The sequence below is a fragment of the Holdemania sp. Marseille-P2844 genome (genome assembly GCF_900120005.1).
Classification (GTDB): domain Bacteria; phylum Bacillota_I; class Bacilli_A; order Erysipelotrichales; family Erysipelotrichaceae; genus Holdemania.
The window spans coordinates 341,008-362,778 of sequence record NZ_LT635450.1 but is presented as its reverse complement, the minus strand read 5'-3'; the positions used below and the strand labels follow the sequence as shown (position 1 = coordinate 362,778).

At 51.1% G+C, this 21,771-nt stretch carries 23 protein-coding genes; all 23 read left to right on the top strand.

The window, feature by feature from the left end; translation table 11 throughout:
• The 23 genes from BQ7364_RS06375 to BQ7364_RS06260 all read left to right on the top strand — a co-directional run bounded on the left by BQ7364_RS06375 (nucleotide 1) and on the right by BQ7364_RS06260 (nucleotide 21,693).
• Nucleotides 1–1,440, top strand: coding sequence for a relaxase/mobilization nuclease domain-containing protein (locus tag BQ7364_RS06375; RefSeq protein ID WP_072683934.1), 1,440 nt, complete (start codon nucleotides 1–3; stop codon nucleotides 1,438–1,440).
• A complete protein-coding gene (locus BQ7364_RS06370) occupies nucleotides 1,403–2,212 on the top strand; it encodes a PcfB family protein (protein ID WP_072683933.1) in 810 nt (269 codons plus the stop codon). Before BQ7364_RS06375 ends, BQ7364_RS06370 begins: the two co-directional genes overlap by 38 nt.
• 5 nt (nucleotides 2,213–2,217) lie before the next feature.
• Nucleotides 2,218–3,108: a hypothetical protein gene (locus BQ7364_RS06365; RefSeq protein WP_072683932.1), complete on the top strand. Its 891-nt coding sequence runs from the start codon at nucleotides 2,218–2,220 to the stop codon at nucleotides 3,106–3,108.
• Between the two features lie 3 nt (nucleotides 3,109–3,111).
• On the top strand, nucleotides 3,112–3,303 hold the full coding sequence (locus BQ7364_RS06360) for a hypothetical protein (RefSeq protein WP_072683931.1): 192 nt from the start codon (nucleotides 3,112–3,114) through the stop codon (nucleotides 3,301–3,303).
• The gene (locus tag BQ7364_RS06355; RefSeq protein ID WP_072683930.1) at nucleotides 3,290–5,083 is read left to right on the top strand and encodes a VirD4-like conjugal transfer protein, CD1115 family; all 1,794 of its coding nucleotides are present in this window, start codon (nucleotides 3,290–3,292) and stop codon (nucleotides 5,081–5,083) included. The genes BQ7364_RS06360 and BQ7364_RS06355 overlap by 14 nt, the downstream gene beginning before the upstream one ends.
• A gap of 16 nt (nucleotides 5,084–5,099) precedes the next feature.
• Nucleotides 5,100–5,453: a glutamyl-tRNA amidotransferase gene (locus tag BQ7364_RS06350; RefSeq protein WP_083538468.1), complete on the top strand. Its 354-nt coding sequence runs from the start codon at nucleotides 5,100–5,102 to the stop codon at nucleotides 5,451–5,453.
• 66 nt (nucleotides 5,454–5,519) lie between these two features.
• Nucleotides 5,520–6,356 carry a VirB6/TrbL-like conjugal transfer protein, CD1112 family gene (locus BQ7364_RS06345; protein ID WP_072683928.1) on the top strand — a complete coding sequence of 279 codons (837 nt, stop codon included), beginning with the start codon at nucleotides 5,520–5,522 and terminating at the stop codon, nucleotides 6,354–6,356.
• A gap of 22 nt (nucleotides 6,357–6,378) precedes the next feature.
• Nucleotides 6,379–6,594, top strand: coding sequence for a hypothetical protein (locus tag BQ7364_RS06340; RefSeq protein WP_072683927.1), 216 nt, complete (start codon nucleotides 6,379–6,381; stop codon nucleotides 6,592–6,594).
• A 7-nt stretch (nucleotides 6,595–6,601) separates the two neighbouring features.
• The gene (locus BQ7364_RS06335; RefSeq protein ID WP_072683926.1) at nucleotides 6,602–6,952 is read left to right on the top strand and encodes a PrgI family protein; all 351 of its coding nucleotides are present in this window, start codon (nucleotides 6,602–6,604) and stop codon (nucleotides 6,950–6,952) included.
• 5 nt (nucleotides 6,953–6,957) lie between these two features.
• On the top strand, nucleotides 6,958–9,285 hold the full coding sequence (locus BQ7364_RS06330) for a VirB4-like conjugal transfer ATPase, CD1110 family (RefSeq protein WP_072683925.1): 2,328 nt from the start codon (nucleotides 6,958–6,960) through the stop codon (nucleotides 9,283–9,285).
• A 16-nt stretch (nucleotides 9,286–9,301) separates the two neighbouring features.
• Nucleotides 9,302–10,135: a class B sortase gene (locus BQ7364_RS06325; protein ID WP_072683924.1), complete on the top strand. Its 834-nt coding sequence runs from the start codon at nucleotides 9,302–9,304 to the stop codon at nucleotides 10,133–10,135.
• Nucleotides 10,128–11,933, top strand: coding sequence for a CHAP domain-containing protein (locus BQ7364_RS06320; protein ID WP_072683923.1), 1,806 nt, complete (start codon nucleotides 10,128–10,130; stop codon nucleotides 11,931–11,933). Before BQ7364_RS06325 ends, BQ7364_RS06320 begins: the two co-directional genes overlap by 8 nt.
• A gap of 301 nt (nucleotides 11,934–12,234) precedes the next feature.
• Complete coding sequence (locus tag BQ7364_RS06310; protein ID WP_072683921.1) at nucleotides 12,235–12,789, top strand: RNA polymerase sigma factor; 555 nt, start codon at nucleotides 12,235–12,237, stop codon at nucleotides 12,787–12,789.
• Nucleotides 12,776–13,126, top strand: coding sequence for a hypothetical protein (locus tag BQ7364_RS06305; protein WP_072683920.1), 351 nt, complete (start codon nucleotides 12,776–12,778; stop codon nucleotides 13,124–13,126). Before BQ7364_RS06310 ends, BQ7364_RS06305 begins: the two co-directional genes overlap by 14 nt.
• Nucleotides 13,116–13,727: a hypothetical protein gene (locus tag BQ7364_RS06300; RefSeq protein WP_072683919.1), complete on the top strand. Its 612-nt coding sequence runs from the start codon at nucleotides 13,116–13,118 to the stop codon at nucleotides 13,725–13,727. The genes BQ7364_RS06305 and BQ7364_RS06300 overlap by 11 nt, the downstream gene beginning before the upstream one ends.
• Complete coding sequence (locus BQ7364_RS06295) at nucleotides 13,724–14,365, top strand: PrsW family glutamic-type intramembrane protease (RefSeq protein WP_072683918.1); 642 nt, start codon at nucleotides 13,724–13,726, stop codon at nucleotides 14,363–14,365. The genes BQ7364_RS06300 and BQ7364_RS06295 overlap by 4 nt, the downstream gene beginning before the upstream one ends.
• Nucleotides 14,366–14,537: 172 nt before the next feature.
• The gene (locus BQ7364_RS06290; RefSeq protein ID WP_072683917.1) at nucleotides 14,538–14,876 is read left to right on the top strand and encodes a hypothetical protein; all 339 of its coding nucleotides are present in this window, start codon (nucleotides 14,538–14,540) and stop codon (nucleotides 14,874–14,876) included.
• The gene (locus tag BQ7364_RS06285) at nucleotides 14,873–17,665 is read left to right on the top strand and encodes an InlB B-repeat-containing protein (RefSeq protein WP_072683916.1); all 2,793 of its coding nucleotides are present in this window, start codon (nucleotides 14,873–14,875) and stop codon (nucleotides 17,663–17,665) included. The genes BQ7364_RS06290 and BQ7364_RS06285 overlap by 4 nt, the downstream gene beginning before the upstream one ends.
• An 85-nt stretch (nucleotides 17,666–17,750) precedes the next feature.
• Complete coding sequence (locus tag BQ7364_RS06280) at nucleotides 17,751–18,224, top strand: DUF5640 domain-containing protein (protein ID WP_072683915.1); 474 nt, start codon at nucleotides 17,751–17,753, stop codon at nucleotides 18,222–18,224.
• Between the two features lie 39 nt (nucleotides 18,225–18,263).
• On the top strand, nucleotides 18,264–19,076 hold the full coding sequence (locus BQ7364_RS06275; protein ID WP_072683914.1) for a class B sortase: 813 nt from the start codon (nucleotides 18,264–18,266) through the stop codon (nucleotides 19,074–19,076).
• A gap of 656 nt (nucleotides 19,077–19,732) precedes the next feature.
• Nucleotides 19,733–20,242, top strand: coding sequence for an RNA polymerase sigma factor (locus BQ7364_RS06270; RefSeq protein WP_083538467.1), 510 nt, complete (start codon nucleotides 19,733–19,735; stop codon nucleotides 20,240–20,242).
• Between the two features lie 647 nt (nucleotides 20,243–20,889).
• On the top strand, nucleotides 20,890–21,408 hold the full coding sequence (locus BQ7364_RS06265) for a type II toxin-antitoxin system PemK/MazF family toxin (RefSeq protein ID WP_072683913.1): 519 nt from the start codon (nucleotides 20,890–20,892) through the stop codon (nucleotides 21,406–21,408).
• Between the two features lie 57 nt (nucleotides 21,409–21,465).
• Nucleotides 21,466–21,693: a helix-turn-helix domain-containing protein gene (locus BQ7364_RS06260; protein ID WP_072683912.1), complete on the top strand. Its 228-nt coding sequence runs from the start codon at nucleotides 21,466–21,468 to the stop codon at nucleotides 21,691–21,693.
• The last annotated feature ends 78 nt before the right edge of the window (nucleotides 21,694–21,771 follow it).

The window sequence follows — 21,771 nt, the reverse complement described above, 5'->3', positions numbered from 1 at the left end:
ATGGCTACCACATCTATCTGGCGTGTCAACGGCTGGCTGGGCAAGGTGGTCATTTATGTGGAGAACCCGGACAAGACTACCAACCCCGCATTTTATGAAAAGCAGGATATGACCGACAGGCAGACACAGGGACTGTCTGATGTGATCGAGTATGCGGTAAACAGCGAAAAGACACAGCAGATGGATGACGAAAGCGCACAGGTCATGCAGAGCTTTGTGTCCGGAGTAAACTGCCATCCAAGTACCGCCCGTGAGGAAATGCTGGCAGTCAAGCGCCGGTTCGGGAAAGAGGACGGCACTGTGGCCTATCATGGGTATCAGTCCTTTGCCCCCGGCGAAGCGACACCGGAGCTGGCACACCAAATCGGCATTGAACTGGCCCAGCAGCTTTGGGGCGACAAGTACCAGGTGGTCGTTGCCACCCATCTTGACAAGGACAATCATCTGCATAACCATTTTGTGCTGAATACGGTTTCCTTTGTGGACGGCATCAAATATCACCGCACCAAGCAGGATTATCGGGATATGCGTAAGGCATCCGATGAACTGTGCCTAAAATATCGTCTGTCCGTTATTGAAGATCCCCAGCCGGGAAAATCCAAGCACTACGGAGAATGGCGGGCGGAACAGGAACAGCGCCCCACATGGCGTGGTATTGTTCGTGCGGATATGGATGAAGCGATCCGCCAGTCCATGACGGAACGCCAGTTTTTTGATGCGCTCCGCAAAAAAGGATATGAGATTAAAATGGGCAAAGACATTTCCGTGCGTCCTCCGGGCAAGGAACGCTTTGTGCGGCTGGCACGGAACTTTGGTGAGGATTACACCATAGACGGAATCCGTCAGCGAATCCTCTCCCAGCACCGCAGGGTACTCCCGGAGCCGGAATCCAAACGCAAGGTGTATCGGGCAAAGCTGAAGGGCAATTTCAAAACCGCACGGAAAGTCACAGGCTTCCGTGCTTTATATTTTCATTACTGCTATCTGCTGGGTTATTTCCCCAAGGGTAAACAGCGCAGCAATAAACGCCTCCATTTTCTGCTCCGTGAGGACCTGATGAAGATGGATGCCATATCCGAGGAAGTAAGGCTGCTTGCACGGCATCGCATAGATACCGCCGAGCAGCTTTCTTCATATAGAAGCGAACTGGAAAGCAAGGCGGAAACACTGACCGCAGATCGCAGGCGGCTGTATAAGAAGCAGCGCACCGTGGCGGTGAAATCCGATGAAGCTTTTTTATCCGAGGTAAAGGAGCAAATTGCCGTGCTTTCAAAAGAGCTTTCGACCATACGACGGGAGGTGAAACTATGTGACGATATTGCTATGCGCTCCGGCGTAATGAAAGAAAAAATCAAAGCCGTCCGTGAGGACGAGCAATCTAAGGGAAAGGAGCAAAACCGAGATGAACAATACAGGCGACGCAGCGGAACAAATCGTTAGGATGTCATTGGAGGGTACAGAGGTTGCTCTGCGCCTGACCGGTTCCGCCGCCAAAAACATTGCCGCAGCGATCTACACCGTTCTGAAGAATAAGGATAAGAACAAGCTGAAAGGCCGTCAACGTTTGACCGCCATGCTGAAAAGCGGCAAGGAATTAAAGGTATTTACCATCAGCGAGGAACATCTGAAACAGTTTGCCGAGGAAGCCAAGCGGTACGGTGTCGTGTACTGCGCCCTGCGTGGCAAGGGAAAATCCGAGGATGGGCTGGTGGATGTAATGGTTCGTGCGGAGGATGCGTCCAAGATCAACCGCATTGTAGAACGCTTCAAGCTGGCTACCGTGGATGCTGCATCCATCAAGCATGACATTGAACAGAGCAGAGCTGCAAGTGCGGCGACACCTGCAGCACCGGAACACACTACACCGGACAAATCCGCCGAGGATAAGCTGCTGGATGAAATGCTGGGTGCGCCCATCCAAAAGGAGGAACCTGCAAGCTCAAACCCCTCTGCGGCGAAGATGGAAAAATCCCCTCCGTCCGAGCCTACCTCAAAGAAGCCAAGCAGAACCGCCGAGGGTACTGCTAAAAAAGCCGATGACCGCCCCTCTGTCCGTGAGGAACTAAGGGAGATCAAGGCTGCAAGGCAGGAAACAGCGGAGAAACCTGCGGCTCCAGCCAAAGAACAACCCGGCAAGAAACCGCAGCAGAAAACCAACCAGCACAAGCAGCCGGGTAACAGAAAGAAAAAGCATAAATCGAAAGCGAGGTAACAAAAATGAGCAATTTTGATGATATTTTTGATGCTCAGCCTGCACGGAAAACCGACCAGCCCTTCGACAAAGAAGCATGGGCAGAAAAAAAGCAGGCAGAGCGCAAGGCCGTCTATGACCTTGCGGATACCACCGCAGAAGCCGTCAGTGCGGACGGTGGCAGATACCGGGATTATCTGGATGTGCAGGCACGGTTTGACCGATACTCCGCAACCAATGCGCTGCTGATTCTGGCGCAGATGCCGCAGGCTACCCAACTGAAAGATTTTGACGGTTGGAAAGCTGCCGGCGTCTATGTCAAGAAAAATCCGCAGAGTATTTCCATTCTGGAACCCGGTGATGAGTATGAGCGTGAGGACGGCACCCGTGCCACTTCCTACAATGTGAAGCGTGTGTTTGATGTGTCCCAGACCACAACAAGAACCAAGGCTCAGCCTTCGGTCAGCATGGATGACCGGCTTTTGCTCCGTGGTCTTATCAGCAATCCTCCCGTGCCGATGCAGACGGTAAACGAGCTTCCCAATCACATGGGCGCACTGTATGACCACGATCAGCAGGTCATTTTCGTCCGCCGTGGCATGACGGCAGACGATATTTTCCGCAGCGTATCCAAGGAGCTTGCCCATGCCGAGCTTGCCGCCGTCAATGAAAACTACACCCGTGAGGGTGCGGCGTTTGCGGCATACAGCGTGTCCTATATGCTGTGCCGCAAAAACGGTATTGATTGCAGCGGTTATGATTTCAGCCGTCTGCCCGACGATTTCCGTGAAGCGGATGCACAAAGCGTCCGAGCCACGCTGACGGAGATCCGGGATGCCGCCAGCGAGATCTCCGCAAGGATGGCCCGTGTCTTTGAGCAGAACAGGGCTCCCAAATCCAAGGAACAGGAGCGATAAGCCATGGGAAAGGAAGAAAAGCGTGTATTAACTCTGGACAAGTATGAACACGGCGTTGTGATAAACGCTCTGAATGAAATGAGAAACGACCTGATTGGAGAAGATCGTCCCACGGATATTGTGGATGAAATTCTCTTAAAAACCATTGATGCCCCGGTGAAAAAGGTTCGTTTCGGTTCCCGTGAAGAACGATGACCGCCGTGCAAGGAACATCCTGTGCCTGCTGGGTATTATCCCGGTGACATGGCTGGGATTGCTCCTTGCGCCTGCCTTGCCGGGTGGGTTGCCGGAAATTATTGTACGGTTCCCGGAAGCCATGAATAACCCATTCCATATTACGCTATGTGAGGACAGCCTAAAAACTGTCCTCATTTTTTTATGCGCTTATGGCTTGGGTATTGGTATTTTCCTTTCCACCCGACGCAATTACCGCAAAGGGGAAGAACACGGCTCTGCCAGATGGGGCAATGTCAGAGCGATCAACAAAAAGTATTGCGACCATAGTGACCCGTATGCAAACCGTATCTTTACAAAGAACTTTCGCATGGGTCTGGACGGCAGAAAACACAGGCGTAATCTCAATACCGTCTGTGTGGGCGGCAGCGGTGCCGGTAAAAGCCGCTTCTATGCGAAAGTGAATCTGCTTCAGGCAAACACATCCTTTTTTGTGCTGGACTGTAAGGGCGAGCTGCTTCGGGATACGGGCGCACTGCTTGCCATGCGTGGCTATGAGATAAAGGTGGTTGACCTTTTGAACATGGAAAAAAGTCATTGCTATAACCCCTTTGCCTATCTGCATTGTGACAACGATGTGCAAAAGCTGGTCACAAATCTCTTTAAGGCGACTACACCAAAAGGCAGTCAGACACAAGATCCTTTTTGGGATACCGCTGCCCAAATGCTTTTGCTTGCCATTTTGTTCTACCTGCGTTATGAAGCGCCAAAGGATGAACAGAACTTCCCGATGGTTATGGAGATGCTTCGTGCCGGTGAAGTCCGGGAGGACGATGACACCTATCAATCGCCCCTTGATGAGCTGTTTGAAAGGCTGGAAATGCGTGACCCGGAACACATCGCCGTGAAGTATTACAAGGACTATCACTCCGGTTCTGCCAAAACGCTGAAATCCATCCAGATCACCCTTGCGGCAAGACTGGAGAAATTTAACCTGTCCAGCGTTGCGGCGCTGACTGCAACGGACGAACTGGAGCTTGCATCCCTGGGCGAAAAGAAAATGGCGCTCTTTGCGCTGATCCCCGACCATGATGTGAGCTTCAATTTTTTGGTCAGTATGCTCTACGGCTCCACCTTTGAGCAGTTATTTTATCTTGCTGACCACAGGTACGGTGGTTCCCTGCCCGTGCCGGTGCATTTTCTGATGGACGAGTTTGCCAATGTTTCATTGCCCGATGACTTCGACAAGCTGCTGGCTACCATGCGTTCCAGAAATATCAGCGTGTCCATCATCATTCAGAATATCGCCCAGCTTAAAGCCCTGTTTGAAAAACAATGGGAAAGCATTTTGGGCAACTGCGATGAATTTCTCTATCTCGGCGGTAACGAAACCGGGACGCACAAGATGATCGCAGAATCCTACCTCGGCAAGCAGACAATCGACACCAACACCTACGGAAAGTCCACCGGACGAAGCGGCAATTACAGCACCAACTATCAGATCACGGGGCGTGAGCTGCTGGACGCATCGGAGGTGCGTATGCTGGACAACCGCTATGCGCTGCTGTTTATCCGTGGCGAATATCCCATTATGGACGAAAAGTATGATCTTCTCCAACACCCGAATGTGCAGTACACCACCGACGGGCAAGGAAAAGCATATCAGCACGGCGGCACAGAACACGCCGTTGCAACCCTTTCTGCTCTGGATATTGACCTTGACGGTCTGCCGGAGTTTGAAGCAACCGAAACCGATTATGAGCTGATTTCCGACGAGGAAATGGAAGCTCTGACCAATTAACAGGAGGTAAATTACCATGAAGAAACTGAACAACACCAAGAACACCAACAAGCTGCCTATGCCCGGAAAGGTAAAAAAGGGCTTCCGTTTTTATGTGATGACCGTGCTGGCACTGACCCTTGTAATGGGTATGTCCATGACGGCCTTTGCCGCAGGCACCGACCCTCTTACCGTTGTCAACAACCTGTCCGACTTCATCTTTGGACTGATCCGTGCTGTAGGTCTGATCCTGCTCGGCTGGGGTATTGTGCAGGTGGGTCTTTCCCTCCAGTCCCATGACCCTTCTCAGCGTTCCAACGGCTTCCTGACCCTTGCAGGTGGTATCGTTATCACCTTCGCCAAGGAAATTCTGACCCTCATTACTGGCTAATCTATGCGGTGTGCGGCGGGACGGGCAACCGTCCTGCCGCTATTTCGCTGAAAGGAGGAACCCGAAATGTCAGATAACTGGGTCGTACAAAACCTTGAGAACGCTCTGGAAACATGGAATGAGAAGCTGGCGGAAATATGGACGCTCATCACGCAGTCTCCCCAGCAGTTTAAGGGCGGCACGATCTGGAATGTTATTGTCAACATCAACGGCGCAGTACAGGCAATCGGCCTTGCCCTGCTTGTGCTGTTCTTTGTGGTGGGTGTGATGCGCACCTGCGGTTCCTTTGCCGAAACCAAACGCCCGGAAACGGCATTAAAGCTGTTTATCCGCTTTGCGATGGCAAAAGGCGTTGTCACTTACGGCATGGAGCTGATGCTGGCATTATTCAGTATCGTGCAGGGGCTTATTTCCACCATTATGACCGCCGCAGGCTTTGGTACAGCACAGCAGACCGTTCTCCCCTCGGAGATCGTAACCGCTGTTGAGGACTGCGGCTTTTTTGAAAGCATCCCGCTATGGGCGGTCACGCTGATCGGCGGTCTGTTTGTCACGGTATTGTCCTTTATTATGATTATGACCGTGTACGGCAGATTTTTTAAGCTGTACCTTTATACCGCCATATCCCCGGTGCCGCTGGCGACCTTTGCAGGCGAACCGACGCAGAGCGTAGGCGTGGCCTTTATCAAGTCTTACGCCGCCGTCTGTCTGGAGGGCGCAATTATCGTGCTGGGCTGTATTATTTTCTCCCTGTTTGCCGCATCGCCTCCTGTGGTCGATCCCAATGCCGCAGCAGTGTCGATGGTCTGGAGCTATATCGGAGAATTGGTTTTCAATATGCTCGTCTTGGTCGGTGCTGTGAAAATGGCTGACCGTGTTGTGCGTGAAATGATGGGCTTATAACCGATGAAAGGAGCAAGAAATTATGTGCTATCAGATGTATTTACTTCATTTGCTGGATGGCTCAATGATTGAGGTGTCCGAAGATTATGACCTGCCTATGGAAAATGGACTGATCGGCAGATACAAAAATGCAGAACCCAATGAAATTCTGGAATTTGGCGATCCCATTGTGGGCTTTGCCTATGTTCCCAAGAGCAGTATCGTCTATATCTCCACCGGCGATGTGAAAGAGGGGTGAGATATAGATGGAAGTGAAAATCAATCGTGAGATCCGTAACTATACGGAATCCATGTTCTTTGGACTGTCCATGCGGCAGTTCATTTTTTCGCTGTTGGCAGTGGGCGTTGCCGTGCTGCTTTACTTTGTAATGAAGCCCTATGTGGGAACGGAAACCGTATCCTGGATGTGTATTCTCGGTGCGGCTCCCTTTGCCGCTATGGGCTTTATCACTTACCACGGCATGACCGCCGAACAGTTTTTGTGGGCATGGCTGCGCTCGGAGATGATCGAGCCACGGGAAATCCGCTTTGAGCCTACCGATTATTACTACGAAGCCCTAAAGGACTGTATCGCAAAACATGAAAAGGAGGCGTAACCCGGATGAAAGCACTCAGTAAACTTTTCAAGCTGGATAAAGAAAAATATACCGTCCCTCGCAAGGTGCAGGATGTGATACCCATTCGCCGCATCTGGAAGGACGGTATTTTTATAGTCGGAAATAAATTTGCCAAGACCTTCAGATTTACCGACATCAATTATTTTGTGGCATCCCGTGAGGATAAGGAAGCCATGTTTCTGACCTACTCCGAACTGCTGAACAGTTTGGATTGCGGTGCCACCACCAAGATCACCATTAACAACCGCCGTATGAACCGCAAGGACTTTGAGGAAGCCATCCTCCTGCCCATGGCCGGGGATGAACTGGACGAATACCGCCGTGAGTATAACCAGATGCTCCTTGATAAAGCCACCGGCGCAAACGGCATCATGCAGGAGAAATATATCACCATTTCCATCCACAAGAAGAATGTGGAGGAAGCAAGGGCGTACTTTGCCCGTGTGGGCGCAGACCTTACCGCCCATTTTACCGCCCTCGGCTCCAAGTGTGTGCCTCTGGACGCAACGGAAAAGCTGCGTATCCTGCATGACTTCTACCGCAGCGGAGAAGAAACCTCGTTCCATTTTGATGCCCGTGACATGATGCGTAAAGGTCACGACTTCCGTGACTATATCTGCCCGGACAGCTTGGAAAAACACGCAGATTATATCAAGCTGGGCGACAAATTCGCCCGTGTCATTTTCCTGAAAGACTATGCTTCCTATATTAAGGATGACATGGTAACGGAGCTGACCGATCTGAACCGGAATATGATGCTTTCCATTGACATCATCCCGGTATCCACGGATGAAGCGGTGCGTGAAGTGGAAAACCGTATGCTGGGCATTGAAACCAACATTACCAACTGGCAGCGCAGGCAGAACGCCAACAACAATTTCTCTGCTGTGGTTCCCTACGATATGGAATTGCAGCGCAGAGAAACCAAGGAATTTCTCAATGACCTTACCAGCCGTGACCAGCGCATGATGTTTGCCGTCATTACCATGGTTCATGTGGCGGATACCAAGGAACAGCTTGACTCCGACACGGAGATCCTGTTGTCCACGGCAAGAAAGCACCTGTGCCAGCTTGCCACGATGAAGTATCAGCAGCTTGATGCACTTAACACGGCACTGCCTATCGGTGTGAGAAAGATCAACGCCCTGCGTACCCTTACCACGGAAAGTCTTGCGGTGTTCATGCCCTTTAAGGTTCAGGAGATACAGGAAGTGGGCGGCATTTACTTTGGGGAAAACGCCATTTCCCACAATCTGATCCTTTGCAACCTTGCCAACCTCTTGAATCAGTCCATGTTCCTGCTGGGCGTTCCGGGCGCAGGCAAATCTTTCTTTGCGAAGCTGCTTATCATCTTTCTGGCGCTGTCCTGCCCGGATGAGGATATTCTGATCTGTGACCCGGAGGGCGAATATTCGCCCCTTGTCCGTGCCTTGCGTGGTTCCGTGGTGCGTATTGCCGCAGGCGGCAAAGATCGTGTGAACGCTATGGAAATGGTGGAGGGCTATGGCGACAATAACCCCATCGTGGAAAAGTCGCAGTTTATCATGTCGCTGATCGAGCAGATCGACAAAAACGGCGTGGGCGCACATCAGAAATCCATCATTGACCGCTGTACCGCAGAGGTGTACCGGGAGCAGGAAAAGACCGGCAAGGTGCCGACCCTTTGTACCCTCCGTGAAAAGCTGTTGCAACAGCCGGAGCCGGAAGCCCGTGACCTTGCCCTTGCTATGGAGCTGTTTACCTCCGGTTCCCTTGACATCTTTGCCCATGAAACCAATGTGGACACCAACAACCGCATTATTTCCTATGATATTCACGATCTCGGCGCACAGTTAAAGCCTGCGGGTCTGCTGACGATTACGGATGCCATGCTTAACCGTGTTACACTGAACTGGAAGCGTGGAAAGCGTACCCACATTTTCGTGGATGAATTTCATATTGTCTATGAAAACGAGTACAGCGGAAACTTCTTTACCTCTGCATGGCGACAGTTCAGAAAGCGTAATGCTTACCCCTGCGCCATCACGCAGAATGTGGAGTATCTTCTGGACTCCGTGCAGGCCAGCACCATGCTGTCCAATAGTGAATTTATTGTAATGCTCAGTCAGGCGGCTTCTGACCGTGAAAAGCTGGCCCAGCTTCTCAATATTTCCCCGGAGCAGATGAGCTATGTTACAAATGCAGATGCCGGTTGCGGACTGATGCGTTACGGCAGTGCCCTTGTGCCGTTCATCAATAAATTCCCAAGGGATACGAAGCTCTACGAACTGATTACCACAAAACCCGGCGAGGGTGTATTCACCCAGGGATGATATGGAGGTTACTGCCATGAAGCGTATATTTTTGATAACCGGGACGGTGATCTTCGCCGTCCTCTTTCTGTTCTCCGGCGTGATGGTGTACCGCCATTATGCGGCGGAGCAGGAAAGCAAAGAAGCCTTTGAAAGTGTTTCCGCCCTTTTGAACACAGAAGTTGCCGTGCAGACCGATGAAACCGGACAGACGGAGCCAAGCAAAACGCTACCGGGAACGGATGAGCCGGAAACAGCCCCGCAGCCTACGCCCTATGACAAGTACGGTGCAGTATATGAGCAGAATAATGATTTTATCGGCTGGATCAGCATTGAGGGAACAAGCATTGATTATCCCGTCATGCAGACCCCGGACAATCCCGACTTTTATCTGAAGCACGGCTTTGATAAGAATTACAGTGACTACGGTGTGCCGTATGTGCAGGAGGAATGTGATATTGACAACTCCGACAACCTTATTATTTACGGACACAACATGAAGAACGGCTCCATGTTTGCCGACCTGAACCAATACAAAAGCAGGGATTTCTATGAGCAGCACAAAACCATCCGTTTTGATACGCTGTCTGCTTTTGGTAAGTATGAGATCATAGCTGTATTCAAGACCGTGGCTACTGCCGTCGAGGGCTTTAAGTATTACCACTTTATAGATGCGGAGGATGAAGCGGCGTTTGATGCCTATATTGCCGGGTGCAAGGAATTGTCCCTGTATGATACCGGGGTATCTGCCGAGTACGGCGACAGGCTGATCACACTCTCCACCTGCGAGTACAGCCGTACCAATGGCAGAATGGTCGTTGTGGCAAAGCTGATCCTGCCTCCCGATGGGGAGGTGGTGTCCGATGGCTGATATTAAAACAAGGGATGTTGTCAAAGGCACCATTAAAACCATAGACAAAGCGGCGGTTGCCGGAGAGCGCATGAAGGATGCCTATGTGCGTACCAAGGACAAGGCGGAGCATGGCGTATATTCTGCGGAAAACAACCCGGATGAATATGCCGCTGACCGCATGACGGGTGCTACCGAAGCTGTCACCTATGAAGCTGTCCACCAATTTGATAAGCAGGGGCGCAAGGGTTTGGAAACCACCAAGGAAAACATCTCCAAGGCACGGGACTATGTTCAGCAAAAGAAAAAGACCCCATCCGAACCCAAAACGCCACAACAAGCGGCAAAGCAGCAGGCACAGAAACAGGCTGAAAAGCAGATGCAGAAAAAAGGTGCCCAGCGTACCGGGCAGCGTGTATCCCATTCTGCGGATAAGACGGTCAAAACTGTGGAGCGTGGAAAAAAGACTGTAAAGCAGACCGCGAAATCTACTGGCAAGGCTACGGTCAAGACGGCAAAGGGTTCTGTAAAAGCAACACAGAAAACCATAAAGACCGCAGAACAGACAGCAAAGACCACTGTTAAGACGGCACAGGCTACAGCGAAAACGGCGCAGAAAACCGCACAGGCAACGGCTAAAGCCGCCAGAGCTGCGGCGCAGGCTGCACGGGCGGCGGCAAAGGCAGCGGTTGTAGCTGCCAAGGCCGTGGCGAAAGCAACAGTTGCAGCCGTGAAAGCGATTATTGCCGGTGTGAAAGCATTGGTTGCCGCTATTGCTGCAGGAGGCTGGGTAGCTGTGGTTATTATCGTTGTTATCTGTCTGATTGCACTGATCGTCGGCTCCTGCTTCGGTATCTTCTTTTCCGGTGAGGATACCGGCTCCGGGATGACCATGCAGACCGTGGTACAGGAGATCAATGACGATTATCAAAGTCAGATCGACACCACAAAGGCGAATATCAGTTACGATGTATTGGAAATGTCCGGCTCCCGTGCGGTATGGCCGGAGGTGCTGGCAGTCTATGCCGTTAAGACCACCACCGACCCGGACAATGCCCAGGATGTGGCGTCTATGGATGAATCCAAGAAAGCGATCCTAAAGGATATATTCTGGCAGATGAACGCCATATCTTCCCGGACGGAAAGCAAGACGGAAACTGTCATTACAGAAACGGATGACGGCAACGGAAATATCGTGGAAACGGAAACCACCGTGACCCAAACCTATCTGTATATCACAGTCAGTCACAAGACTGCCGATGAAATGGCAGACCACTTCGGTTTTAATGATGACCAGAGGGCGCAGCTTACGGAACTGTTATCCGATGAAAACAATTCCCTGTGGGCGGCTGCTTTGTATGGGATCGGTGCAACAGATGATGCCATTGTCGCCGTTGCCATGTCGCAGATCGGTAATGTTGGCGGTGAGCCTTATTGGTCATGGTATGGCTTTGGAAGCCGTGTGGAATGGTGCGCCTGCTTCGTATCGTGGTGTGCCAACGAGTGCGGCTATATCGAAAACGGCATTATCCCGAAATTCGCCGGTTGTGTCAACGGCGTACAGTGGTTCAAAGATCGTGGGCAATGGGCAGACAACAGCGCACAGCCTACACCGGGCATGATTATCTTCTTCGATTGGGACAATCCTGATGGTTCCTCCGGTCCGCAGGACGGACTTTCCGACCATGTGGGTATCGTTGAGAAAGTAGAGAATGGCAGAGTTTATACCATTGAGGGTAACACGAGCGATAGCTGCAACAGGCGGGATTATCCTCTCGGCTATTATGAAATTCTCGGCTACGGTATCCCGGCCTATTAAAATAGGTAGCCTCGTATGAGGCTGCCTACATATTTTCCTGAATCTCTTGCAAATCTACGGATATTCGTATATAATATATTTTGTATTATTGTGTCGATTAGAAAGGAGAGCGTATGAAAGGTTATCTCTCCATACGGGAAACTTCCTACAAATGGGGTATATCGGAGCGCCGTGTCAATCAATATGTGGCACAGGGACGCATCCCCGGCGCGTCCCGCTTTGGACGATCCTGGGCAATCCCGGAGGACGCCAAAAAGCCGGCTGACCCGCGCATAGAAAAACGCGGAGGGAGGCGGCAGACATGATTTCCGATGAAATATTATACCGGCGTTATCTGGACGGCGAGGACAAGGCCGCCGACACGCTGGTTGAAAAGTACGGCGATGCGCTGACGCTCTACATAAACGGCTATCTGAAAGACATTCACGAGGCCGAGGACTTGATGATCGAAGCCTTTTCCCAGCTCTTTGCAAAGGAACGCCCGATTAAGGATGAGGGCAGCTTTAAGGCGTATTTATATAAAACCGCCCGCAACCTTGCCCTGCGGCACAAGCAGAAACACCGCATCCGCTTCCTGCGCTTCGACGAGCTGACCTTTGAACCCAAAAGCGACACGCTGGCCGATACGGAGCTTATTCGCAGCGAGCGTGACCGGCAGCTTTACGCCGCAATGGAGAAGCTGAAGGCAGAGTACCGGGAAGCCCTGTACCTTGTCTACTTTGAGAATATGAGCTACCGGGACGCGGCGGCGGTTATGGCGCAGACCGAGAAGCAGATTTCCAATCTGGTTTATCGGGGGAAGCAAAGCCTCAAAACGATTTTAGAGCAGGAGGGATTTACCTATGCGGACGAATGAGGAACGGACCCGTCTGATTCACAAACGGACGGCAGAAATAAAGCGGGAAAACCAGAAAAAGAAACAGCGTCGGCTGGACGCGGCCTGCATAGCGGCCTGTCTGCTGCTGGTGGTCGGCATTGGCGCGTGGATGCCCGGCCTGATGGCGGGTGTCTCCGAAAGCGGCGTAAGCCATGCTTCGGGCGCGGCAAGCCTTGTGGGAAGCCATGCGGCGCTGGGCTATATCCTGATGGGACTTCTGGCCTTTTTGCTGGGCGTGTGCGTGACGGTGCTTTTGTACCGTCTGCGCCGCAGGAAGGAACGCAGGCAGCGGGAGGACAGGGACGATGAACTTTGAAATCATTGACAATCTTTTTCAGGTGGCGGTCCTGGCCTGCGCCGTGCTGGTGGCTGTGGTTCACCTGTTCCGGTACAAAGACCGCCGCTGCCTGATCCTCGCCCTTGCTTATGCCTGCTTTTTCATGGGAACGCTGTATTATGTGCTGCACCTCGCTATCACCGGCGACACTCCGCGTGTGTTCTATGTGGCGGAAATATCATGGATCGCATCGTGGTTTTTCTTTCTTTCGCTCCAAATTATGCGGACGGAGGGCATGAAACTTTGCGTTTTGCCCGTCCCCGCTGTATGTGCGGGTCTGATTGCGGCGTCTATCCTGGCCTTCCGGTTCATGGCGTCCTATCTGGTGTCGGGGCTGTTCGCGGTTCCGGTGAGTGCAGTTGCGTATCTGTCCCTGTTCCGGCTGCAAAGAGGTACGGCGCACCGGCGGACAGATGTCTGCTTTGCCGTCTGCACCGCGCTGCAGGTGGGCCTCTTTTTTGTGTCTGCGTTCATGGAGGATTTTACAAGGTTCAATCTCTACTTCGCCGTGGACATTATGCTGACGCTCTCCCTTGTGGCGCTGCTGATCCTTAATTTGCGGGAGGTGGCGGAGAAATGACCTATATCGAAAATATCTTTATCTGTCTTGCCATTCCGCTGATTTTGTCCCTGTTCTTCACGAAAGGCCGCGCCCGCAGCTTTACGCTGTTTCTCACCGTCGGCATGGGCGTTTGTCTGCTGGGTGCCTACGTCAGCAGCTTTTTCATGGGGTATTACGGCGTGGATACCACAGTTGCCGCCATTGAGATCACGCCGGTCTGCGAGGAAGTGATGAAGCTGCTGCCGCTGCTGTTCTACTTTCTGATCTTCGAGCCGGAGCCAAAAGAGCTGCCGTCTGCGGCCATCGCTATTGCCGTGGGCTTTGCCACCTTTGAAAACGTGTGTTACCTGACGGAGAACGGTGCGGAGGACTTTACCTTTCTGCTCATTCGCGGGATCTCCGCCGGTGCGATTCACATCCTCTGTGGGATTTTGACGGGCTTTGGTATTTCCTATGTGTTCCGACGCCGCTGGCTGGCGCTGACCGGCACGGCGGGCATCCTCGGAGCCTGCACCGGCTTTCACGCCATCTATAACCTGCTCATTACGGCGGACAGCCCGTGGAACATGACGGGCTACCTGTTCCCGTCGCTGCTGATCGCCTGTCTGTTCGTGGTAAAGCGGTCCTTGCCAAACCTGAATATTCATTTGAAATAATACGCTGACTGGCGCATGGAGCCGTCCCAAATCGGGGCGGCTCCAATTTTTTTGAAAATTTTTTTGAAAAAATTTTGATTTTGGGTGAGAGGATTTCTGATTTTTTGTATTTAGGATAGTAGAGGGGTGCAAAAGACGCCCCGATGACAAAACGCGAAAGGAGGTTTTGATTATGACCGGTAGGACGGAAATCCGGGTGCGGGAGATCCGCCGCAGGACGCGGCGGTACAGGCGGCGGCGTGAAAACCGTGAGCTTTTTTCTCTTACAGTGTTTGGCCTGTTTCTCCTTGCCGGTATCAGCGTTCTCCTGCAAGGCGTACAGGCGCCGGGCGTCTCCGCTGTGGCGGAGGGCTACGGCTCGGTGCTGCTGCGGGAGGATGCGGGCGCGTACATCGTGGTCGGCATCGCCGCCTTTGTGGTAGGCGTGACGCTGACCGTGATCTGCATCCGGCTCAAAAAGAAAAAAACAAACCGCACGGAGGATGCGGGAGAAAGTGAGGAGCAAACATGAAAAAACGAATTTTGAGCATCCTGCTTACCCTTTGCATGGTGCTGATGCTCTGCCCGGTGACGGCTTTTGCGGATGTGCCGCTCGATACCATAGTAGGCGATATAAACGGAGACGGATCAGTTACGAAAAGAGACGCCATCCTCCTTCAAAATTATCTTGAAGGTCTTGAAAGTTTCATCAATGAACAACTCGTTGTCGCAGATTTTAATGGAGACGGCGTGGTAAACTACAGCGATTTGACAGAACTTCAACGCTCTCTTGAATTACCGGAAAGCGGCATTACCGTAACAAACGGTAAAGCAACCGCATGCGGCACTGAAATCAGCGAAGCAGCAGAGGGTACAAGGGTTACCCTGACCGCAGATTCGCCTCCTGACGGTATGGACCCTTCTGACGCCATGGTATTTGATAAGTGGATTGTAGAGAGTGGCAGCAATGTTACCCTTGCAGACGCAAACAGTGCAACGACCACCTTTACCATGCCTGCAGGGCCGGTAAGTGTGACTGCAACGTATAAGCCTTTATCCGCCGGCGAAACGGGCGGCCTCGCCATCACGGTCAACGGCTTCGAGGTGGGCAAAACGCCGGCCGACTGCACCTACAGCTTCGAATCCACGATCCCGGGCGTCACCTTCGGCAAAGACGATGTGGCGTTGATTGCTTGGAACAAATACGTCGAAGAAATCGGCGGGTGGGAAAGTATTATTTATGACGATGAGTGGTTCGAGGCAGGCACGCGCTATCAGCTCGTACTCGAACTGAAAGACAAGGGTCTTTCTGAACTGCCGGCTGTCACGATAAACGGCAAAACACCGGAGTCTTGCGGGTTCAACACGGGCGATCGGAGTATCATGATGGATTGTGAATTCGGCACGCCGGTGGCGCCGGCCCTCGCCGTCACGGTCGACGGCTTCGAGGTGGGCAATACGCCGAACGACATCACCTACAGCTTTGAATCCACGATACCGGGCGTCGAATTCAGCGCCGACGATATTCAGGATATTGGCTGGTCAAAATATGTTTTTTATATAGAGGGCTACCAGTGGCGCCCCATGGGTGAAACCGAAGTGTTTCAGGCCGGCACGCAGTATACACTCTGGCTGTGTCTGGACAACAAAGGTCTGGAGCTGGCGCCGGCTGTCACCATGAACGGCAAGACGCCGGAAGATTGTACGATTGCAACCAGAGATAGTGTGCCGATTCAGCTCCAGATAACCTGTGAACTTGGCACGCCTGCGCTGACGCTGAATACTTACACGGTCACCTTTGACAGCCAGGGCGGAAGCAAGGTAGACAGCCAGACTGTCAGCCACGGCGGCACGGTAACCGAACCCACTGCTCCCACCTACGAGGGCTACACCTTTGGCGGCTGGTACACTGAAGCGGGTTGCACCACAGAGTATGACTTCACCACCGCCGTCACCGAGAGCCTGACGCTCTACGCAAAGTGGACGCTGAATACTTACACGGTCACCTTTGACAGCCAGGGCGGAAGCAAGGTAGACAGCCAGACTGTCAGCCACGGCGGCACGGTAACCGAACCCACCGCTCCCACCTACGAGGGCTACACCTTTGGCGGCTGGTACACTGAAGCGGGTTGCACCACAGAGTATGACTTCACCACCACCGTCACCGAGAGCCTGACGCTCTACGCAAAGTGGACGCTGAATACTTACACGGTCACCTTTGACAGCCAGGGCGGAAGCAAGGTGGACAGCCAGACTGTCAGCCACGGCGGCACGGTAACCGAACCCACCGCTCCCACCTACGAGGGCTACACCTTTGGCGGCTGGTACACTGAAGCGGGTTGCACCACAGAGTATGACTTCACCACCACCGTCACCGAGAGCCTGACGCTCTACGCAAAGTGGAAAGATGTTACCTGCCCGACAGGCGAAATTACGGTTGACAAAAGCAAATGGAATACGTTCTTTAACAACATTACCTTTGGCTTGTTCTTTAAGGATACACAGAAAGTGACGATCACGGCAAGCGACAACAGCGGTGATAATGTTACCATTACCTATTTGTTAAGCGACAAGGAGCTTACCGTTGACGAACTGAACGCCAGCGTATTTACTGCATACACGGGTGCGTTTTACATTGAACCGAATAACGAATATGTGATCTACGCAAAGCTGACCGATAGCTCCGGTAACATCTGCTATATCAATTCCAACGGCGTTGTGCTGGATAATGTTGATCCTTTGATTTCCGGCATTATAGACGGCAAGACCTATTGTGAAGCGCAGACGGTTACGATTGATGAAAAGTATGTTGACAGCGTCACCATGGACGGAACGGCTGTTACCCTCACGGACGGGAAATTTACTCTTTCGCCGGCTGATGGCAAACAGACCATTGTTGTAACCGACAAGGCAGGAAACAAGGCTGAAATGACCGTGACTGTCAATGACGGACATACTGGCGGTACGGCTACCTGTACCGAAAAAGCAAAGTGTGAGGTTTGCGGTACAGCCTATGGTGAGATCAACGCCAACAACCATACCGACCTCAAGCACATCAAAGCGAAGGCGGCGACGAAAAACGCGGAGGGAAATATTGAGTATTGGTATTGCGAGGACTGCGGCAAGTATTTCTCGGATGCGGATGCAAAGAATGAAATCACAAAGGCCGCAACCGTGATTGCCAAACTGACTGATGATACCAAATCTCCGCAGACTGGTGATAACAGCAATATGTTCCTTTGGATCGCTCTGCTGTTCATCAGCGGTGCAGGCGTAGTAGCAACAACTGTATTCGGAAAAAAGAAATTTTCCGTAAAGTAAATTGATACCACACCTTTAAACGAAGGGCGGTGACGGTCAATTCCGCCACCGCCCTTTATGGTGGGTATAAGTTTGGAGAGATTATATGAACGAGCAAAACAACCAGCCCGCAGAACGTACCTATCCGTCGCAGAGGTCAAATGGTGGACGATATCTCAGCAATGCGGAAAGACTGCGCAGAAAGAAAAAACGCCACCGCCAGATTATGATGCAGCGAGGTATCCTCGCCGCTATTGCGCTGGCTATACTGATCCTTATTATCGTGCTGATTTGTAAGGGCTGTTCCGGCGCTTCGAATTCCATTATTGGAAAATGGGATGTGGATGGCACGACCTTTTATGAGTTTTACGATGACGGAAGCGGCATGATGATTTTGCCGGGTACGTCCTATGTGTTTACCTATACGATTGAAAAAGATCAGATCCACATCGACTATGAAAACGAATCCGTCCACGACGGCAGTTATACTTTTACGGTTGATGATGACAAAATGACCCTTGTAGGCGGCGAAGGAACCATCGGCGGCACTTATGAATTGACAAGGATCGAAAACAAATAAATGAAAGCAATAACCTTGACCAATAAAGGAGGGTCTTGAATGGTTAAGAAAATATTGCCATTCTTGACTCTCTTTTTTGCTGCAGTCATGGTCGTGGCAATCATAATGATCATTGGCGAGGTCAAAGACCGCCAGCAGGAGATCGACGATTTCAATGAGCTTGCAGACCTTATTGCCGATGTTACCGTCCCTGATAAATCTGAGGATATAACCGAACCGGAAAACAGCGAAACCGCAAGCGTCGAAGAAGCCGAAGTGATCGAAGTAACCGAGCCGCAGGAACCTGCGCCCGTGTTTACCCGTAACCTTACACCGCTGTTTGAGAAAAACGCAGACTGCATCGGCTGGGTGTATATCGAGGACACGGCGGTGGATTATCCCGTGATGCACACGCCCAGCGAACCGCAACGCTATCTGCGGCTGAATTTTGATAAAGAGTACAGCAATGCCGGTATCCCCTTTCTTGACGGCGATAACACGCTGGACTGTGACAACTTGATCATCTACGGTCACAACATGAGAAATGGCACCATGTTCTCCGATGTGACGCAGTACCGAAACGAGGATTACTTCACAGAACATCCGGTTATTGAGTTTGAGACCGCACGGGGACTGAAACTGTATACTGTTTTTGCAGTAGTGTATGTGAAAAATAACGACGGCTGGTATGACTTCCATACTGCCGCCGATGAAACTGATTATAATAACAAAATTGCTGAAATAAAGCGCCGTGCCTTGTATGACACCAGCATCACGCCCGAATACGGTCAGCAGCTCCTTACGCTGTCCACCTGCTACGGAGCAACCAAAAGTGACCGGATCATCGTGATAGGCGTGGAAAGCAACCCATAATCCTGTTTGCCGAAAGGAGGCATCTAAGATGAAATTGAATAGCCCAGGGTGCCGACCATCGGCATTGAATATACGGAGAGCGTCCGATCTGTAAAAGCAGATTGGGCGCTCTCTTTTTTATCTGTTCGACATAATAACCCTGAATATGAAAAAAGACAATAAAACAAGACATCTTTCAACAGTCAGGAGGTGTGCATCATGGACGAAGAAATAGTCTCCGAAGAAATCAAAAATACGAATATGTATACGAAAATGGCGTGGCAGCATAGCCTACCGCAATAGCAACACATCCCCCGTAAGGCGGCTGTGCTGCCCTTACGGCGAGGATGTTACCAATGGCGAACAAACACCCTTACATAATCCATCTTGCCCATATACGATGGACAATACACAGAGGTGGTCACCGAACCAACCATACGCACTGGCAGCATTGCGAAGCGCCGAAGAAAGGTGAAGGCTCGGACAAGCCTCCCGGCAAACTTAATCCTAACCGTAACGCCAAATTTACCTTTTGTTTTTCAAGGGGTGAGTTTGGCGTTTTTCGTCACGGCCTTTTTCCCTTTGCCCGTGACCATATAAGCGGCGTCGGCTGCCGCAGTCCTCCCAATCAATCGTTTTGAACATTTTTCAAAAACGATTGACAGGAGGAAAACAAAATGGATGCAATACATCCGAAAAATAACATTGACCCACGCCCAAAGCGGCGCAGGGATAAGGACAACCCTTATGAAATCTTTACCGTCGGCATCGAAACAGATGCTCCAAGGTATTATATACGATTTAAGGATGGTTTTCGTGTTGAGCATTGTTTGGAGATCCCAAAAGAATTGTTCGACCTGCTGGACAGCTTCGAATTGGATGATCTGTCATTTCTCAATGAATGGGACAGGCATCTGGAGCAAAGTGAGCAGACGGAAGCAACCTTGATGGCCAGAGCAACACAACGCAGAGAATCCGTGGAGGAAGAAGTTTTTCGACATATCGAAATTGAAATGTTACATAAGGCTATTGCCACGCTCCCGGAGGTACAGCAACGCAGAGTGCTTCTGTATTATTTCGGCAATCTGACCTATCAGGAGATTGCTGATCTAGATGGGTGCAGCAAGGTGGCCGTCAAGTACACCATTGATAAGGCATTGGCATCACTGAAAAAAATAATTGAATAATTTTCTGAAAAGGGCTTAACTTTTGCCCTTTGAGTGAGGAAACGGGTGAGAGGCCACGGATAGCTTCTTGCCCGTTTTCCGTTTGTACGGCGAATGGGGTGTTCCTTGACAACCGAATACCCATTCATCAAGTACGATCCTATTGCCATTGCGATGAGCATAAGCCGCTTTAGCTGCTGCGCCACGATGTGCCGGGAGGATAAAGCAACAAGATTTCACTGTGTAGATTATGGTCTGTGTGCTTTTAGCTTTCCGTCATGGAGCGAGAAACAGTGTGTTATCAGTACCGGGCGGCTCCCGGTATGGCCATGACCGGCAATAGGGATAATGAGACTCCCGTCCAGCCACAGTCCGAGCGTGATAAGCGTGTTCCGGCGTGAAGCCGTCGCAGGCAATGGGGGCGGTTGCATGAGAACCATGTGAGGGTGAAATTCCCGTGGAGCTGATACGCTGTCAGCCGCTTGATGACTTCCCAATGGAGATTTGGGGTGTCGAGGACAAATGAAATCTCTGTATCATAAGGTCAGGCGGCGTACAGCTAATCGGGCTATGTGTGTAAATAACATTTCAAACCAATATTGTTTCGTCGTCTGACCTCCTACATAGGCGGTACATACTGCCTAAAATTCAATAGGAGGTTTCACTATATGAACAGAACATATTTGAGGGGCGAGATATACTATGCCGACTTGGGCAAAGGCATCGGCTCCGAGCAGGAGGGGTATCGCCCTGTTGTCATCATTCAGAATGATGTGGGTAACAGACATAGCCCCACCGTCATTGTGGCGTCGATTTCCAGCCGTATTGTCGGCAAAAGCAAACTACCTACCCATTACTATATTAACGCCGAGGACGGGCTTAGGGAGCCTTCTGTGGTTCTTCTGGAGCAGATTAGAACCATAGACAAGCATCGTCTGGGACAGAGGATCGGAAAGCTGTCTGAGAAGCACCTCCAGGGCATAAACCATGCGCTGGCCATCAGCATTGGACTGATTGAACCGGCTCCGCAAAACTTAACACTTTGCTTTTGCAGCACTTGTGCCAACAATTTTTACGGCACGGGTGCTTTTGTTTTGAAGCGGATTGATCAGGATGCCGTTGAAAAGGATACCTGCACTTACTGCGGTCAGCGTCGTGGATATGACTACACCGTGATGAAAAAATAAGTCGCGTTCTTTGACACAGCTTGAATGTATTTAATAGGAAGGAAGTGATTTTTCAATATGGAAAAACTGATTACACGCAAGGAGGCGGCAAAACTTTTGGGAATCAGTCTGGCCACTCTGGATGAAGCCAGAAATAATGGCTTGATTTCTTATATCCAATATGTACCAAATGGCAGCGTTTACTTCACCGACACCGGATTACAGGAATATATCGCTAAAAGCACACACAGAGCAAAACCCATGGAAAAAAGAACAACCTACCGTAATGTGCGAAACGGCAAATAAGGGCAAATTCGCACCTTTGATGGATTGATGTGTTTTTGGTAAAACAAAAGCAACACAGCGATGTGAATATTTTGGAGG

Excerpts from the sequence above, each read along its gene's own strand:
- BQ7364_RS06375 (WP_072683934.1), top strand. The coding sequence starts at position 1 with ATGGCTACCACATCTATCTGGCGTGTCAACGGCTGGCTGGGCAAGGTG.
- BQ7364_RS06370 (WP_072683933.1), top strand. The coding sequence starts at position 1,403 with ATGAACAATACAGGCGACGCAGCGGAACAAATCGTTAGGATGTCATTG.
- BQ7364_RS06365 (WP_072683932.1), top strand. The coding sequence starts at position 2,218 with ATGAGCAATTTTGATGATATTTTTGATGCTCAGCCTGCACGGAAAACC.
- BQ7364_RS06360 (WP_072683931.1), top strand. The coding sequence starts at position 3,112 with ATGGGAAAGGAAGAAAAGCGTGTATTAACTCTGGACAAGTATGAACAC.
- BQ7364_RS06350 (WP_083538468.1), top strand. The coding sequence starts at position 5,100 with ATGAAGAAACTGAACAACACCAAGAACACCAACAAGCTGCCTATGCCC.
- BQ7364_RS06345 (WP_072683928.1), top strand. The coding sequence starts at position 5,520 with ATGTCAGATAACTGGGTCGTACAAAACCTTGAGAACGCTCTGGAAACA.
- BQ7364_RS06340 (WP_072683927.1), top strand. The coding sequence starts at position 6,379 with ATGTGCTATCAGATGTATTTACTTCATTTGCTGGATGGCTCAATGATT.
- BQ7364_RS06335 (WP_072683926.1), top strand. The coding sequence starts at position 6,602 with ATGGAAGTGAAAATCAATCGTGAGATCCGTAACTATACGGAATCCATG.
- BQ7364_RS06330 (WP_072683925.1), top strand. The coding sequence starts at position 6,958 with ATGAAAGCACTCAGTAAACTTTTCAAGCTGGATAAAGAAAAATATACC.
- BQ7364_RS06325 (WP_072683924.1), top strand. The coding sequence starts at position 9,302 with ATGAAGCGTATATTTTTGATAACCGGGACGGTGATCTTCGCCGTCCTC.
- BQ7364_RS06320 (WP_072683923.1), top strand. The coding sequence starts at position 10,128 with ATGGCTGATATTAAAACAAGGGATGTTGTCAAAGGCACCATTAAAACC.
- BQ7364_RS06310 (WP_072683921.1), top strand. The coding sequence starts at position 12,235 with ATGATTTCCGATGAAATATTATACCGGCGTTATCTGGACGGCGAGGAC.
- BQ7364_RS06305 (WP_072683920.1), top strand. The coding sequence starts at position 12,776 with ATGCGGACGAATGAGGAACGGACCCGTCTGATTCACAAACGGACGGCA.
- BQ7364_RS06300 (WP_072683919.1), top strand. The coding sequence starts at position 13,116 with ATGAACTTTGAAATCATTGACAATCTTTTTCAGGTGGCGGTCCTGGCC.
- BQ7364_RS06295 (WP_072683918.1), top strand. The coding sequence starts at position 13,724 with ATGACCTATATCGAAAATATCTTTATCTGTCTTGCCATTCCGCTGATT.
- BQ7364_RS06290 (WP_072683917.1), top strand. The coding sequence starts at position 14,538 with ATGACCGGTAGGACGGAAATCCGGGTGCGGGAGATCCGCCGCAGGACG.
- BQ7364_RS06285 (WP_072683916.1), top strand. The coding sequence starts at position 14,873 with ATGAAAAAACGAATTTTGAGCATCCTGCTTACCCTTTGCATGGTGCTG.
- BQ7364_RS06280 (WP_072683915.1), top strand. The coding sequence starts at position 17,751 with ATGAACGAGCAAAACAACCAGCCCGCAGAACGTACCTATCCGTCGCAG.
- BQ7364_RS06275 (WP_072683914.1), top strand. The coding sequence starts at position 18,264 with ATGGTTAAGAAAATATTGCCATTCTTGACTCTCTTTTTTGCTGCAGTC.
- BQ7364_RS06270 (WP_083538467.1), top strand. The coding sequence starts at position 19,733 with ATGGATGCAATACATCCGAAAAATAACATTGACCCACGCCCAAAGCGG.
- BQ7364_RS06265 (WP_072683913.1), top strand. The coding sequence starts at position 20,890 with ATGAACAGAACATATTTGAGGGGCGAGATATACTATGCCGACTTGGGC.
- BQ7364_RS06260 (WP_072683912.1), top strand. The coding sequence starts at position 21,466 with ATGGAAAAACTGATTACACGCAAGGAGGCGGCAAAACTTTTGGGAATC.